The organism is Bradyrhizobium tropiciagri (genome assembly GCF_001189845.1).
Classification (GTDB): domain Bacteria; phylum Pseudomonadota; class Alphaproteobacteria; order Rhizobiales; family Xanthobacteraceae; genus Bradyrhizobium; species Bradyrhizobium tropiciagri.
The window spans coordinates 25,769-39,953 of sequence record NZ_LFLZ01000025.1; the positions used below are offsets into that span (position 1 = coordinate 25,769).

The window sequence follows — 14,185 nt, forward strand, 5'->3', positions numbered from 1 at the left end:
TTCAGGCGACACAGCGCAACAGCAACGCGGGATCGCGCGCAGGATCGAGACGCAGGCGGATGCCTCCCCATTCGAGCGCGTGGCGCTCGCCGGTGACAAGGTCTTCCAGTTCCGTGACGGGGCGGCGGGCATCGCCGCGGCCGACCATGACATCGCCGAGCGGAAGCCAGACCTCGCGCGGCTCGGGCGACAATGCAATCGCGACCGCAATCACATTGCCCTGATCGGCCGCCTCCTTGACGAAACCGATCACGCCGCCGTCATCGACATTGATAAAGCGCAGATCGGCGAATTGTTGCAGGGCCGGATTGCCGCGCCTGATCTGGTTGAGCGTCGCGATGTAAGGCTTGATGTTCCCGTGCTCGTTCCAGTCGCGCACCCTGATCTCGTACTTCTCGGAGTTGAGATACTCCTCGCGGCCGGGCACCGGCGTGTGCTCGAGCAGCTCGAAGCCGCTATAGATGCCATAGCTGCTTGAAAGCGCCGCGGCGAGCGCGAGACGCGACTTGAACATCCAGGATTCGCCGCTTTGCAGGTGGAAGGGCAGGATGTCCGGTGTGTTGACGAGGAAATTCGGCCGAAAGAAGTCACGCTCGGGATACGAGGTCAACTCGCCGAGATACTGTTCGAGCTCGGCGCGCTGCGTGCGCCAGGTGAAGTATGTATAGGATTGCGTGAAGCCGAGCTTGGCGAGGCCCTTCATCAGTTTCGGCCGGGCGAAAGCTTCGGACAGGAACAGCACATCGGCATCGCGATCCTGCACCTCGCGGATCAGCCATTCCCAGAATGCCAGCGGCTTGGTGTGTGGGTTATCGACCCGGAAGATTTTGACGCCCTGCTCGACCCAGAACACCATGACGTCGCGCAGCGCGCGCCATAGCGCAGCCGCGTCCTCGGATCCGAAATCCGGATTGACGACGTCATCCCAGCGCTGCGGCGGATGTTCGGCGCTGCGCATCGAGCCGTCCGGGCGCCGCTTGAACCACTGTGGATGCGCGGTCAGCCAGGGATGATCGGGCGAGCACTGCACGGCGAAATCGAGCGCGACCTCCATGCCGTGCGCCCGGCATGCCGCCACTAAGGCACGAAAATCGTCGAGCGTGCCGAGCTGCGGATGCACTGCGTCGTGGCCGCCCTCGGCCGCGCCGATCGCGTAGGGGCTGCCGGGATCGGCGGCCAGCGCGATGGCGGCGTTGTTGCGGCCCTTGCGATGCGTCCGCCCGATTGGATGGATCGGCGCCAGCAGCACGACGTCAAAGCCCATCGCGGCGATGTCGGGGAGCCGCGCGATGCAATCGTTGAACGTCGCGTGCACGCCTGGCGTCTTGCCCTGGCTGCGCGGAAACATCTGGTACCAGGCGCCGCTGCGTGCCCGCGGCCGGTCGGCGGTGAGGGGATAGAGCTGCGATCGCATCAGGTCGCGGCGAAACTGGCTGCCGGCCATCGCCTCGCGCAATTCGGGCGCCAGCAGCGCGCCCGGCTCGCCGCTCTGCAGAAAGATCTCGCACTGCCTGATGATGACGGCAGCCGCGGCAGGTCCGCCGGCCTGCGCCTGGGTCAGCATGCCGGCGCCTTCGAGCGCGTCCAGAGCGTGATCGCCGCCGTCGCGCTGCTTCTGCTCGAAGCGCTGCCGCCAGCTGGCGAATTCGTCGGTCCAGGCCTCGATCGCGAAGCTGTAGCGGCCGGGCCGGTCGGGCACGAAGGCGCCGCCCCAGCGGTCGTCGCTGTGCGGCGTCATCGGCGCGGATTGCCACGCATCGTCGCCTTCGCGCCGCCACACCAATGCCGCTGATATCACATCATGTCCGTCCCGGTAGATGTCGGCCCACACCTCGACCGGTTCACCCGCGATGCGCTTGACCGGAAAGCGGCCGCCATCAACCGACGGATAAACATCGGTGATATGAAAAGTGCCATGGGCGCTCTCGACAGGCCGGAGGGTTTTGTTCACGGTGATGCCGCCATTGAAAAAGCAAATGACGTCCCGGCGCCGGGAAGGAGGCGCGCCGGACCCATATAGAAAGCCGCTCGCCGGGCAATGGTTCCCGGTGGGAACGCCGGATAGGGTAGAGCGTTGAACATCAACTATCCCTTTCCCGTATCTGTACAATTTAGCAACGATCCCAATACCGTTGCGAGCAGGCAGCGTGCGAATGGACCTTTACGCCAAAGCCCAGACCCTGGGAATCCAGACCGAGTATATCGATGGTAGCCGTCACCGCCGTGTGACAACCCCCGAGGCGCTGACGGCGATCCTCGCCGCGCTGCCGCCCCAAACGCCGCGGCGGATCGTCATCGATCCCGTGGTCGTCAGAGGCGGCCATGGCGGGCAAACGCAGCTCTCGGAAGCGGCCCAGCTTCCGGTGCAGTGGAAGCTCACCGACGGCACCGCGGTGCTCGCGCAAGGCGAGGCGCATGCGCGGAGCGTGACGTGGCCGGCCGGCCTGCCCAAAGGCGTGCACCGGTTGCGGCTTTCGGACGCATCGGGCAGCGAGGAACTGCCACTGTTGGTGGCGCCGGACGGCGCGTTCGGTGGCGCGTTCGACCGCTGCTGGGTGATCGCGGTCCAGCTCTACGGCGTGCGGTCCGCGCGCAACTGGGGCATCGGCGACTTCACCGATCTGGAGGGCCTGCTCGAATTCGCGCATCGGTTCGGCGCCGACGGCGTCGGGCTCAATCCGCTGCATGCGCTGTTCGACGATCGGCCCGGCGATTGCAGCCCGTATTCGCCGAACAGCCGGCTGTTCCTCAACGCGCTCTATATCGACGTCGAGAAGATTCCCGAATTCCGCATCGATGCGGCGACGCAGGCCGCGCTTGCGCATCTGCGCAGCAACGACATGGTCGACTATGTCGGCGTTGCGGCGCTGAAGTGGCCGGCGCTGCGCGCGGCCTTCGCCGCCTTCAAGGCCAATCCAGGCCTCGGCCGCTGGCAGGATTTCGAGGCCTATCGCAAGGAGCAGGGCACGTTGCTGTCGCGCTTCGCCTGCTTCGAGGTGATGCGGCACAAGTTCAATACGCCGTGGTGGCAATGGCCGGATGAATGGCGGCAGCCCGACGATACGGCCTGCGCGAAATTACACCGGGCGCGCGACACCGCCGCCGAGGTCGAGTTCGTCGAGTTCGTGCAATGGACCGCGGACCGTCAGCTCGGTGCCTGCCAGGCACGCGCGCACAAGCTCGGCATGCGGGTCGGTCTCTATCTTGACGTCGCTGTCGGCGTGCAGTCCGACGGTTTCGACGCCTGGAATGAGCAGACCGCGATCTCGCGCCATCTCGGCGTCGGTGCGCCGCCGGATCCGCTCAACACCGCGGGCCAGGATTGGGGACTGGCCGGCTTCAATGCTGCGGGTCTCGAGCAGCGCTCGTTCGAGCCGTTCAGGCAGATGCTGCGCGCCTCGATGCGCCATGCCGGCGCGATCCGGCTCGATCACGCCTTCGGGCTGAAGCGGCTTTATCTCGTGCCGCGCGGCTTCGGCCCGGCCAACGGCGCCTATGTGCTGATGCCGTTCGAAGCGCTGCTGGCGGCGACCGCGCAGGAGAGCACGGCGAGCCGCTGCGTCGTGATCGGCGAGGACCTCGGCACCGTGCCGCCGGGATTCCGCGAGCAGATGAACGGCTGGGGCATCTGGTCTTATTTGGTGATGATGTTCGAGACCGACGACCAGGGCGTGTTCCGCAACGCCGACTATTATCTGCCGGACGCGCTGGTCACCTTCAACACCCACGACCTCTCGACCTATGCCGGCTGGCGCTCGTTCAGCGACCTCAAGACCAAGCGCGCGCTCGGGATCGATCCCGGCGAGACCGACGAGGGGCGCTGGCACGCGCTCGGCCAGCTCGACGACGTGCTGCGCCGCCACGACATCCACCACAACGATTTCTACTCGGTGGCGAGCTTCCTGGCCCGAACCCGATCGCGGATGATGGCAGTCTCGATGGAGGACCTGCTCTGCATCGTCGAGCAGCCGAACATCCCCGGCACCGTCTACGAGCATCCGAACTGGAAACGGCGGCTGCCGGTCTCGATCGAGCATCTCGCCTCGGCGATCGACGTCGACGCGCTCAGGCGCGCAACCCGCGAGCGGTCGCATGCCTGACAACGCGGAGCACGGCGCGTGGCTTCTCGGATCGAAGACTATGGACTGATCGGCGATTGCGAGACCGCGGCGCTGGTCGGCCGCGACGGCTCGATCGACTGGCTGTGCTGGCCGGCGTTCGATTCCGACGCCTGCTTCGCCGCGCTGCTCGGCACATCGCGGAACGGCCGCTGGCTGCTGGCTCCCGCCGGGGAGATCAAGCGGACCACGCGCCGCTATCGGGACGATACGCTGATCCTGGAGACCCGGTTCGAGACCGACGGCGGCGTGGTCGATCTGATCGACTTCATGCCGCCGCGCGGCAAGGCGTCCGACGTGGTCCGTCTCGTTCGCGGTGTCGGCGGCCGCGTCAAGATGCACATGGAGCTGGTGATCCGCTTCGGCCTGGGCGTCGATGTCCCCTGGGTGAAGAAGAACCCGGACGGCGAGGGGCTGCTGGCGATCAGCGGGCAGGACATGACCGTGCTGCGCACGCCGGTCGAGACCCGCGGCCAGGACCTGACCACGCTCGCCGATTTCGAGATCGGCGAGGGCGACACCCTGCCGTTCGTCCTGACCTACGGAGCGTCGTTTCAGCCGGTGCCGGAGCCGATCGATCCCGAGGCGGCGCTCAGGGATACCGAGGACTACTGGACGGAATGGTGCAGCCGTTCGACCTATGACGGCAGCGTGCAACGCGACCTCGTGATGCGCTCGCTGATCACGCTGAAGGCGCTGACCTTCAGGCCGACCGGCGGCATCGTCGCGGCGCCGACCACCTCATTGCCGGAAAAGCTCGGCGGCGCGCGCAACTGGGACTACCGGTTCTGCTGGCTGCGCGACGCCACCTTCACGCTGCTGGCCTTGATGAATTCGGGCTACACCGAGGAGGCGGCGGCCTGGCACAATTGGCTGCTGCGGGCCGCGGCCGGCGCGCCGGCCAACATGCAGATCATGTACGGCATCCTGGGCCAGCGGCGCCTGTTGGAATGGGAGGCCGGATGGCTGTCCGGCTATGAAGGGGCGCAGCGGTCCGCGTCGGCAACGCCGCGCATGCGCAGCTGCAACTCGACGTCTATGGCGAGTTGATCGACGCCTTCCACCAGTCCCGCATGGCCAGGCTAAAGCTCGACGAGGAGAACTGGTCGCTGGAATGCACCGTCGTCAATCATCTCGCCGAGGTCTGGGACCAGCCGGATCACGGCATCTGGGAGCGCCGCGGCGTGCCCCGGCACTATGTGTTCTCCAAGGTGATGTGCTGGGTCGCCTTCGACCGTGCCATCAAGAGCGCGGAGCGGTTCGGCTTCAAGGCGCCGCTGGTCAAGTGGCGGGTGCTGCGCGAGGCCATCCATCGCGACGTCTGCCAACGGGGCTTCGATCCCGGCCTCGACAGCTTCGTCGAGAGCTATGGCTCAAAGCTGCTCGATGCCAGCCTGCTGCTGCTGCCTTCGGTCGGCTTCCTGCCGCCGGACGATCCGCGCATCCGCGGCACCATCGCGGCGGTCGATCGGCACATGATGCGCGACGGCTTCGTGCTGCGGCACGATCCGCGCGAGGCGTCCGGTGAGGTCCAGCCGATCGAGGGCGCGTTCCTGGCCTGCAGCCTGTGGCTCGCCGACGCCCATGTGCTGGCAGGAGATATCGACAAGGCGCAGACCATGTTCGACCGCGTGGTGGCGGTCGCCAACGATCTCGGGCTGCTGGCGGAGGAGTTCGACCCCGGCGCCGGCCGGCAGACCGGCAACTTCCCGCAGGCGCTGACCCATATCGCGCTGATCAACACCGCGCACAATCTCAGCGCCGCCAGAGCCGACGCCGAGAAGCCCGCGGTGCAGCGGTCGAGCTGAAGCACGGGGCCAAAATATCGAAAACAACCCCATGCAAAGGAGCCGGCGGCGGCCGGCGTCCGACACGGCAACTTGACACGTCGGGCAAATCAGGGGTACATTTCCAATATTCCGAAATCGTGCAAGCGCCCTGCGTCGCTCGTCTCGACTCCGCAAGCGGGCATTTCCAATATCCAGAGCAAAACGCCAATCTGCCGGCGCGAAGATATTGAGAGATTGGGCAGGCCAATCGAATAGCGCGGGTCCCCGCGCATGCCGCGGCGTGGCCTCCGCCTCGATCCCCCGGTGCCGCAGATCGGCGGTCACCGGAGGGAACGTCTGAGCGCGGTCAAGACGCTAGGTCCTCGGACGACGGTACCGCTGCCGCAATACGGACAAGTTGCGTTCTGCCTCCAGGAGCAGTTGTTGCTCATGGTGTTTGTAGTAGGTCCACAGGTAGAAGATAGTGATCCCCGCCGCTGCGAGCGTCAGCCAGCCGAGCGGGCCCGTTACGCGACCGAAGCTGTGGCCCAACAGATACCCGCCGACGCCGAAGACTGCTGCCCAGGTGATCGCGCCCAGTGAGTTGAAGAGCAAGAATCGCCATAGCGGGAAACGATTGGCGCCGGCGAGCACCGCGGCAAACACGCGGAGCACCGCTATGAAGCGTCCGAGAAAGACGATCTTGCCGCCATGGCGCAGGAAGAGATACTCGCCCAGATCGAGCTTGCGCTGGTCCAGGCCGATCCAGTTGCCCCATTTAAGCAGCGCCTTGCGCCCGATCGTGCGGCCCACCCAATAGCCGATATTGTCGCCCAGAATCGCGGCGCCGGCCGCAGTCGCGATGATCCACCGAATATCCAGACCATGATGCGAGCCAGCGTAAATGGACGCCGCGACGAGCGTGGTTTCGCCTGGCAAAGGTACGCCGGCACTCTCGAGTAGGATGATCGTGAAGATCGCGATGTATCCATAGGACGCGATGAGTTCGTCAGTCGCATGGTTCAGTAGGGGCAGCAAATCCAGAGGCACTCCTTCGATAACCCGGTAGGATACGAGCACGACGCCGAGGCCGGGCTGCGATCGAGGTCTGTGGCAACATGCCCGCGAGCCATCGGGTTGAACACGCAGACCCGCCACTGGCCCGTGGTTGGGTGCAACACCCTCCGCAAAGCCGACCGCTAGACCGTAATCAGGGCATATGGCAAGTGATCAGGCTTCTGCACGTGCACGGCGACATTGTACACGCGCGCTCCGGCCGGGGTGCGCCCCTCATACTTGCCGCGGTGTGCATGGCCATGCACCACCGCGCTCACTCTGAAGCGGTCAATGGTCTCGGCAAGGCGCGAGCATCCGAGAAACGGATAGATCTCCAGCGGTTCGCCTTCGACCGTTTCGACGATCGGCGCGTAATGCAGGACGACAACGGCACGCTGACTGTTCACGGTGCGCATGACATTTTCGAGTCGCATCGCTTCGTTCACTGCTTCAGCAACGAACGTCTTGATCGCGAGTTCTCCGAATGAACTGAGCATGCGCGGTCCGAACCCGCCCGCGAAGCCCTTTACTCCCACAAATGCCACACCATTTACTTCGGTCGCCTGCCCGTCCAGCAGGCGTAGGCCCGCATCGCAAAGAATCTGCTTCACCTCGTCGACATGCCCCGACTCGTAGTCGTGGTTTCCGAGAACGCCGATCACCGGGACGGTGCACGCACGCAGTTCCTCCGCCAGAACGCGCGCCTGACTCGGAGTTCCGGTATCGGTAAGATCGCCGCAAAGAACCAGTGCCGCGGCGCTCTTTGAGATTTGGCGGAATACTTCGCGAAGCGAGCCCGGCTGGCCATCCTTCACATGAAGGTCGCCCATGCTCGCGAATGTGAATGATGTGTCATTGGTCATCGTCGCATTTGCCTTTGGCTTCCAAAAATCCCCACACTTCGACGGCGTTCTGGTAATCGGAGCGCGACAACATTCGACCGCGGCATATCCTGGCTGCTGTTGGCGGAAGTTCGCGCTGCCGATTCAGTCGTTCGAGAAGTTCGTCGAGCAGCCATGACGGAATGGCATCCCGCTCACTCGGGTAGATCCATCGGAAGATCAGCAGATGAGAGAGCAGCACTTCCCAATGAGCATCGAAATAGGCCACGAGGCGTTGCCAATCGATTCGGCTGCTCTGCTTCAATATAATGTTCGCGATATCCGAGCCATCATGGCGAAATCGCTTTTGGATAAAAGCCTTCGACCAGATGAGCTCGGTGGGATCGATAACCAGTACGCCAAGCCCCAGTATTTGAGCTTCGCGAGCGTGGTGAAACCATCCTTCCTGGACCGGAACCATGCCATTGCTCGATCCGAAGATGACATCCACGAAATACTCGCCGTAGTAGATCTTTCCGAGCCACTTATCGTCGACGATTGACACTCGGCGACCACCGCGATTCAGGTGAGCGAGTAGTCGTTGCAGTTCAGCCCTGGTCGTGAAGATGTCCAGGTCCTTCGTCGGAATTCTTGCGCCAGTGTGGGCATTAACGGCGTACCCGCCCCCAACCAGGAACGGAAGCTTGGCGTCAAGCAGTTCCGCGAGAATTTCCCTGTAGAACCGCTCCGCCTGCGCTTGACGAACTCGCCTGTACTCCTTGCTATCCTCCGAAGGCTCCGAAGACCGTCTTGGAATGTAGGGACCTCGGACGCGCACGATCTCTTTTCCAGTCTTTTGGCCGACTACTCATCAATTAATGCCAAGAATAATTGATGCCAAGAATGGAAGTTCCTTCCGGGCGAGGCGCCCAGAGTTCCCGTCCACCGCCCCTTGGCACTCACACTCTCGCCACGTCGACCTGAATCCTGACCGGAATGGAAACGTTCTCTGCGGCTTATGGGGATGCCTCCGAAATACTCAGCCTGATTTTTGGCTTCGTTAGCGCGAGCGAATGAAGCCACTCAACCGGTTCGCCGGCATGCTGGAGGCTGATCTTGAGCGACGCGAGAAGGCCGCGCTACAGGTTCCGGCCGCCGCGGTGCGGTTCAGGCTCAGTTCATGCTGCCATCCTTAGCCTGCGGATGGGGCGATGGCAGAACGAGGTCGGTGATGTCGAACACATCAGAGGTTTTCGATGCTGTAGCGATCGTAGTCGATTGGCTGGACGCTTGCAGACGGGTGCGCCTGCCGGACCTGCTCGAACTGTACGATGACGATGCCACGGTGGACTGCGGCGAAGGCGGCCGGTTCGAAGGACGGTGTGCGTTGCGCGCATACTGGACGCTGAAGCTGCTCGATCAGGGCCCCGGCGCCTTCGAGATCAAGGCAGTCGTGCCGGAAACGAGCGGCGTTTGTCTCGAGTACCGCGCTTGCGGTGGGCAGACCTTTCGGATGCGCTTCCGTTTCAACTCGGCGGGAAAGATCGCTCAAACGACCTGCGACCCGCTGGTCGGCAAAGGTGATGCGTTGGCTGCCTGACGCAGCGATCCGCTGCCAAGCGGGCATTTCCAATATCCAGAGCAAAACGCCAATCTGTCGGCGCGAAGATATCGAGAGATTGGGCCAAGGCCTATCGAATAGCGCGCGTCCCCGAATAACCGCTATTGGCCGATCGTGACATGTTGCGCCGCCACACGACTTCGGTCGCAAGGGGGAGCATAGCGGAAGTCGACGGGTAATTCGCGATTGCGGAGCGCGACGCTGGTGACCCCAACGGAGACATTCCGGCCCTAGCGTTTGTTGCTATAATTAGGCACCAACGGCAGTGCAGCATCTGGATTTCGGAGGCTCCCATTGGCGCCTAAAAGCGAGTCAGGACTTCAACGCAAGCCTTTCGTCAGCGAGCCGGCTCTAGAACGTGCCGAGCGCTTGGCCAATCTGCTGGCCTCCATAGTTGAATCCAGCGATGATGCGATTGTTAGCAAGAATCTAGATGGCATTATTACAAGCTGGAACAAGGCGGCTGAGCGCATCTTCGGCTACTCAGCCTCCGAGGCAATCGGTCAGCCCATTACGCTTGTCATCCCTCAAGACCGGCAAAGCGAGGAAATTGCGATTCTAACGCGCATCAGACGCGGTGAGCGCATCGACCATTTTGAGACTGTGCGGCAACGTAAAGATGGCAGCTTAATCAACATCTCGCTGACCGTTTCTCCTGTCAAAGATGCCAACGGCATAATTGTTGGCGCATCAAAGATCGCGAGAGATATCACCGAGCAGAACGAACTCAGGAACAGATTAGCGTTCTGGCTCGCGAGGCGGAGCACCGAACCAAGAACATCCTCTCGAACGTACAGGCAATCATCAATCTTTCTCAATCCGACACGTCCGAGAGCCTCAAGGAAGTAATCAGCGGGCGCATCCAAGCGATGGCAAATGTTCACTCGCTGTTTGTTGAAACACGATGGATAGGGGCCGAAGTCTCGGCGATCGCCAAGCAGGAGCTGGCCCCTTATCTCCAAGAGGGCCACGACAACCGCGTCAGGGTTCAGGGTCTGCAAACAGTGTTAGAACCCGCCGCTGCGCAGGCGATTGCTGTGGCCTTGCATGAATTAGCAACCAATGCTTCCAAGTATGGAGCGCTATCTAACGCGAAAGGCCGGATTGGATTGGCGTGGTCGCACAGCGAGGATAGAAAGCTAGTGCTCCGCTGGACCGAATTGGGCGGTCCGAAGGTAAATGCGCCCGAACGCAAGGGCTTTGGTAGCCGCCTCATCGAAGGAACTATCAGGCAACTTGGCGGCGAGGTGCTCTTCGACTGGCGCGCGGAAGGGCTTGTGTGCGAAATCGCCCTTCCGACGTAAAATCTCGCAACTTGGCTTTGCTGCCCTCACTCGGCAACTTCGGCTCCTGGGCCCATACCGACGAAATCCGGCGCTCCTCCGCCTGTCGGCTGCCAAGGGTAAACCGGACCTCACCGAGCATCGGCAAGACGCGACTGACCCCGGATCAGACATCAGCTAGGCCAATGAGGTTCGATCACGGTCGTGCCTGTCAGGCCAACTGAACGGGCCCGTGGTCATCGCAATGATCGCCATGCGGATGGTGCAGCCGACCGTCCACGAGATAGTCGACATGATCGCCATGCGGCACCTGTTCATGTCCGCAATTTGGACCGTGTACGTGTGAACAGTGGACTTGAGGCGTGCACTTCACGGGATTTGCTGTGCTGACCGGAATGACATGTTCGTCCACGTGATCCCCGTGCATGTGATGGAGATGGCCGTCGTGAAGATAATCCACGTGGCCGTCATGACGGATCCCGGTGTGCCCGCAGTTGGGGCCATGCTTGTGGGGATGATTGGCATGATGCTTCTCGGTGCAGGTTTCCATCACTATGTCCTTTCTTCGCTCAGGAACCAGCTAGGGCCTCACTGCTTCTCCTGTAGGCTCCTCGATCGGCGCACTGCAAAAATCCAGAAATGTGCTTCGCCGCCTGCCGGAGTATGGCTCCGCCTCTCGTGTTTGGAGACGAAGCTGGGCCCGACCGCCAAGCGCCCGGAACATTGGTGAAGCGCCATTTCGGCCCCAATACGCTCCGTAGCTTCGGCCCTGCACGAATTGGAAATGCTTTTTGCAGGCGCCTGGTTCCTCTCCCGGATTAATCACCCTTCACATTTGAAGGACGAATTTGGCTGCGCACGACACCTATGGCGGTTTCTGCATCAGTGGCTGGCTTGTCCCAATGTCCCAGTTTGGCCCATACCGACGAATTCCGGCGCTCCTCCGCCTGTCGGCTGCCGAGGGTAGGCCGGACCTCACCGAGCATCGGCAAGATCGACGCGACTGACCCAAAAGCGGAATCGAGCGGCGTTTGCTTAGCGGCCCAAGAGTTTCGCTGTCAGCATACTGAGCCAGATGATGCAGAGAAAGCCAGAGACACTGGCCGAATAAACGATCATCTGTCGATCCTCTCGCGTCCCAAACGGGAGGCAGGCGAGACTTCCAAGACAGACGAGGCCGAAGAACGTGCTTAGCGCGGACTGGGCCTTGACCGACATCGCCTTCGACTGCTGCCGGTGCATGCTGACCAAAGTCATGCGCTCGGCAGCGAGTGGAAGTGTTGCGATGAGAGGCCGTATCATCAAATACTCGACGAAGTGTGAGAGCGCGATGTAGGCGAGCAAGCTAGCCATCGTGACTTCGAGGAGAGAGTAGCCATTTGCGTGATGCGGTAACCAGACGATGGCGACAACCATCGGGACTGCCAGGGGCAGGCGGAGGTAACGGCTCAGCCTGATGCGGTTAACGGTGCAATTTTCGTTCGGAATGACCTGACCCGGTAGCGTCAAGCCGGTTGCAATGTCCGCTGTCCGGCGAACCGGAAATGGTGCCGCGGAGGTGTCAGATCTCCCTTTGACCCATTTGAGACAATCACCCCTCCGGCACCCCGGCCATGCGCATCCCTCGAGTGAGGCGCTTAGCGCCAGCAAGAAACGTCGGATTGTCGCTAAATTGAAGTCTTTTCAAGCGACGGATAGTGAAAGTGGGATCAAGCGCAAGTCCCTCTTTCGCAGCAGCTCGCGCTTCATCCAGCTTCCCGAGATGGGCGAGCGCAGCAGCGAGTTCGAAATGCGCCACGGGATAATTTGGGTTGGCCTTCAAGCATCGACGAAACCACTCAACTGCTTCAGCATCCGCCATGAGGTGCAATTTGGCGAAACCGACCCAGCTCATCCACCGATGTGCACCTTCATCGCGAGGAGAAAAACGTAGCGCTTCGTGTATATGTGACTCGGTTTCTACGGCGCGACCGACGAAAACTTTGGCAACACCGATGACGGCATGAGCCTCCGCTAAATTCCGGTTCAAAGCCAACGCATGCTCGCATTCCGCTATGCCCTGCGCGGCGCGGTTAGTAGCCAATTGGACGATACCTAGATACATGTGAGCAGGGGCGTGCTGCGGATCCAAAGATAGCGCCTTGATCAAAGCCGCTTCGGCCGCGGCAAGGCGTTCATCAGGGTCATCGGCGACAAAAAGGGTCGCGCTTGCCTGATCAACTGCCGCGACGCCCACCAGGGCGTCAACGTTATCTGGTTCGATCTTCAAGGCGCGTTCGAAGAAGCTCCGCGCCTGCATCATGTGCGCCGGGGTCCAGCGGTTCCAAAGGGCCATCCCTTGGAAATACAAGTCTAGAGCATCTGGATGCGACGAGCGTTCCGCTCGTCGTGCCTCGACCGCGATGAGTTCGGCGTCAAGCGTGTTGACGAGCCTCGATACAATTTCGTCCTGCATATCAAATAGATCGACGACGGGTCTGTCAAAGCGCTCGGCCCACAAGTGATTAGCGGTTTGGGCATCGACAAGCTGCACGTTCACCCGAAGCCGGTTGACGCTACGCTGTACAGAGCCTTCGAGCACGTAGCGGATGTTCAGCTCACGTCCGAGCTTCTTTACGTCGATGGCTTTGCCCTTGAACGTGAACGCGGTGTTCCGCGCGATCACGAACGCGCCCGCGATGCGCGAAAGGTCCGTAGTCAGGCTCTCAGTCACACCATCAACAAAGTAGTCCTGCTCGGGGTCACCGATGAGATTGGCGAAAGGCAGCACAACGATGGAAAGACGAGGTGGCGAAACCTGGCCGCCTTGCCTTGCGCGCTCAACATGTGTCGCCGAGCTTGGCCTATCCCGGACAACCGCATAGGTCCGGACCGGAAGGGCGATGTTTTTGAAGTTCTGCTCGCCAAGATCGACGAACTCAACCCCGACCTTGCCTCGGACGTGGTCGTAGGCAGAAGACGAGATGCAGATACCACCGGGCTCCGCGATGCTTTCAAGGCGCGCTGCAATGTTCACGCCGTCCCCAAAAATGTCGTGTGGCTCGACAATCACGTCGCCGATATTGACGCCCACGCGGAAAGCAATGCGCCTGTCTTGCACATCGCCGCTAGTCAGGTCGTTGATGCGAGCCTGGAATTGCACAGCTGCTCGAACTGCTTCGACCGAGCTTGGAAATTCCGCCAAGACTCCATCGCCGGTGTTTTTCACAATGCGGCCGCCGTGCTCAGCAATTGCCGGGGCGACAGCGTCGGTCAGGAGGGCTGTCAGTTTGGCGTGCGTAGCCTCTTCGTCATTGTGCATGAGCCGCGAGTAGCCAGCCACGTCGGCGGCCAATATCGCCGACAACCTGCGTTCGACCCGGACTGGCCGCTCCTGCACCATGACCCGTAATCCAACCCACAGCACATTGTAGGACGGATCAGATGCTGGTGCCAGACGCGCCTTTATGTCCACGGGGGGTGATGTCGGTTATTGGCCCATCGCGTCATTTGCTGCGGTTGCGCAACAGTGGTCGTT

Annotated in this window: 11 protein-coding genes and 1 pseudogene; 5 read left to right on the forward strand and 7 right to left on the reverse strand. The window is 61.9% G+C overall.

The genetic code is table 11. The annotated features are described in order from the left end of the window. Position 1 precedes the first annotated feature (1 nt). A complete protein-coding gene (locus AKN84_RS20615; RefSeq protein ID WP_050422473.1) occupies positions 2–1,951 on the reverse strand; it encodes an alpha-1,4-glucan--maltose-1-phosphate maltosyltransferase in 1,950 nt (649 codons plus the stop codon). A gap of 202 nt (positions 1,952–2,153) precedes the next feature. Here AKN84_RS20615 and malQ point away from each other — a divergent pair, with 202 nt between their 5' ends. Next, positions 2,154–4,100: a 4-alpha-glucanotransferase gene (gene malQ / locus AKN84_RS20620; protein ID WP_050422474.1), complete on the forward strand. Its 1,947-nt coding sequence runs from the start codon at positions 2,154–2,156 to the stop codon at positions 4,098–4,100. Positions 4,101–4,118: 18 nt separating this feature from the next. Next, a pseudogene (locus tag AKN84_RS20625) lies at positions 4,119–5,926 on the forward strand (glycoside hydrolase family 15 protein). Positions 5,927–6,262: 336 nt separating this feature from the next. Here AKN84_RS20625 and AKN84_RS20630 read toward each other — a convergent pair. The 3 genes from AKN84_RS20630 to AKN84_RS20640 all read right to left on the reverse strand — a co-directional run bounded on the left by AKN84_RS20630 (position 6,263) and on the right by AKN84_RS20640 (position 8,329). Further along, entirely contained in the window at positions 6,263–6,925 is a 663-nt protein-coding gene (locus AKN84_RS20630) for a DedA family protein (protein WP_050422536.1), read from the reverse strand. Positions 6,926–7,086: 161 nt separating this feature from the next. Continuing rightward, on the reverse strand, positions 7,087–7,806 hold the full coding sequence (locus AKN84_RS20635; protein WP_050422475.1) for a metallophosphoesterase family protein: 720 nt from the start codon (positions 7,804–7,806) through the stop codon (positions 7,087–7,089). After that, a complete protein-coding gene (locus tag AKN84_RS20640; protein ID WP_244485334.1) occupies positions 7,796–8,329 on the reverse strand; it encodes a hypothetical protein in 534 nt (177 codons plus the stop codon). Before AKN84_RS20640 ends, AKN84_RS20635 begins: the two co-directional genes overlap by 11 nt. 666 nt (positions 8,330–8,995) lie before the next feature. Here AKN84_RS20640 and AKN84_RS20645 point away from each other — a divergent pair. From AKN84_RS20645 to AKN84_RS49170, 3 genes are all read left to right on the forward strand, one after another. Then, positions 8,996–9,364, forward strand: a complete 369-nt coding sequence (locus AKN84_RS20645) for a nuclear transport factor 2 family protein (protein ID WP_050422476.1) — start codon at positions 8,996–8,998, stop codon at positions 9,362–9,364. A 315-nt stretch (positions 9,365–9,679) separates the two neighbouring features. After that, entirely contained in the window at positions 9,680–10,234 is a 555-nt protein-coding gene (locus AKN84_RS49165) for a PAS domain-containing protein (RefSeq protein ID WP_050422477.1), read from the forward strand. After that, the gene (locus tag AKN84_RS49170; RefSeq protein WP_244485349.1) at positions 10,189–10,689 is read left to right on the forward strand and encodes an HWE histidine kinase domain-containing protein; all 501 of its coding nucleotides are present in this window, start codon (positions 10,189–10,191) and stop codon (positions 10,687–10,689) included. The genes AKN84_RS49165 and AKN84_RS49170 overlap by 46 nt, the downstream gene beginning before the upstream one ends. Positions 10,690–10,879: 190 nt before the next feature. On the opposite strand, the gene AKN84_RS45800 is transcribed toward AKN84_RS49170, so the two are convergent. From AKN84_RS45800 to AKN84_RS20670, 3 genes are all read right to left on the reverse strand, one after another. Next, positions 10,880–11,218: a hypothetical protein gene (locus AKN84_RS45800; protein WP_128971032.1), complete on the reverse strand. Its 339-nt coding sequence runs from the start codon at positions 11,216–11,218 to the stop codon at positions 10,880–10,882. Positions 11,219–11,703: 485 nt separating this feature from the next. Further along, positions 11,704–12,084, reverse strand: a complete 381-nt coding sequence (locus tag AKN84_RS20665; protein WP_128971033.1) for a hypothetical protein — start codon at positions 12,082–12,084, stop codon at positions 11,704–11,706. Positions 12,085–12,259: 175 nt separating this feature from the next. Further along, positions 12,260–14,050 carry an adenylate/guanylate cyclase domain-containing protein gene (locus AKN84_RS20670; RefSeq protein ID WP_050422481.1) on the reverse strand — a complete coding sequence of 597 codons (1,791 nt, stop codon included), beginning with the start codon at positions 14,048–14,050 and terminating at the stop codon, positions 12,260–12,262. Positions 14,051–14,185: the final 135 nt, after the last annotated feature.

Coding starts and splice junctions, on each gene's coding strand:
- AKN84_RS20645 (WP_050422476.1), top strand. CDS start 8,996: ATGTCGAACACATCAGAGGTTTTCGATGCTGTAGCGATCGTAGTCGAT.
- AKN84_RS20635 (WP_050422475.1), bottom strand. CDS start 7,806: ATGACCAATGACACATCATTCACATTCGCGAGCATGGGCGACCTTCAT.
- malQ (WP_050422474.1), top strand. CDS start 2,154: ATGGACCTTTACGCCAAAGCCCAGACCCTGGGAATCCAGACCGAGTAT.
- AKN84_RS20670 (WP_050422481.1), bottom strand. CDS start 14,050: ATGGTGCAGGAGCGGCCAGTCCGGGTCGAACGCAGGTTGTCGGCGATA.
- AKN84_RS20665 (WP_128971033.1), bottom strand. CDS start 12,084: ATGGTTGTCGCCATCGTCTGGTTACCGCATCACGCAAATGGCTACTCT.
- AKN84_RS45800 (WP_128971032.1), bottom strand. CDS start 11,218: ATGGAAACCTGCACCGAGAAGCATCATGCCAATCATCCCCACAAGCAT.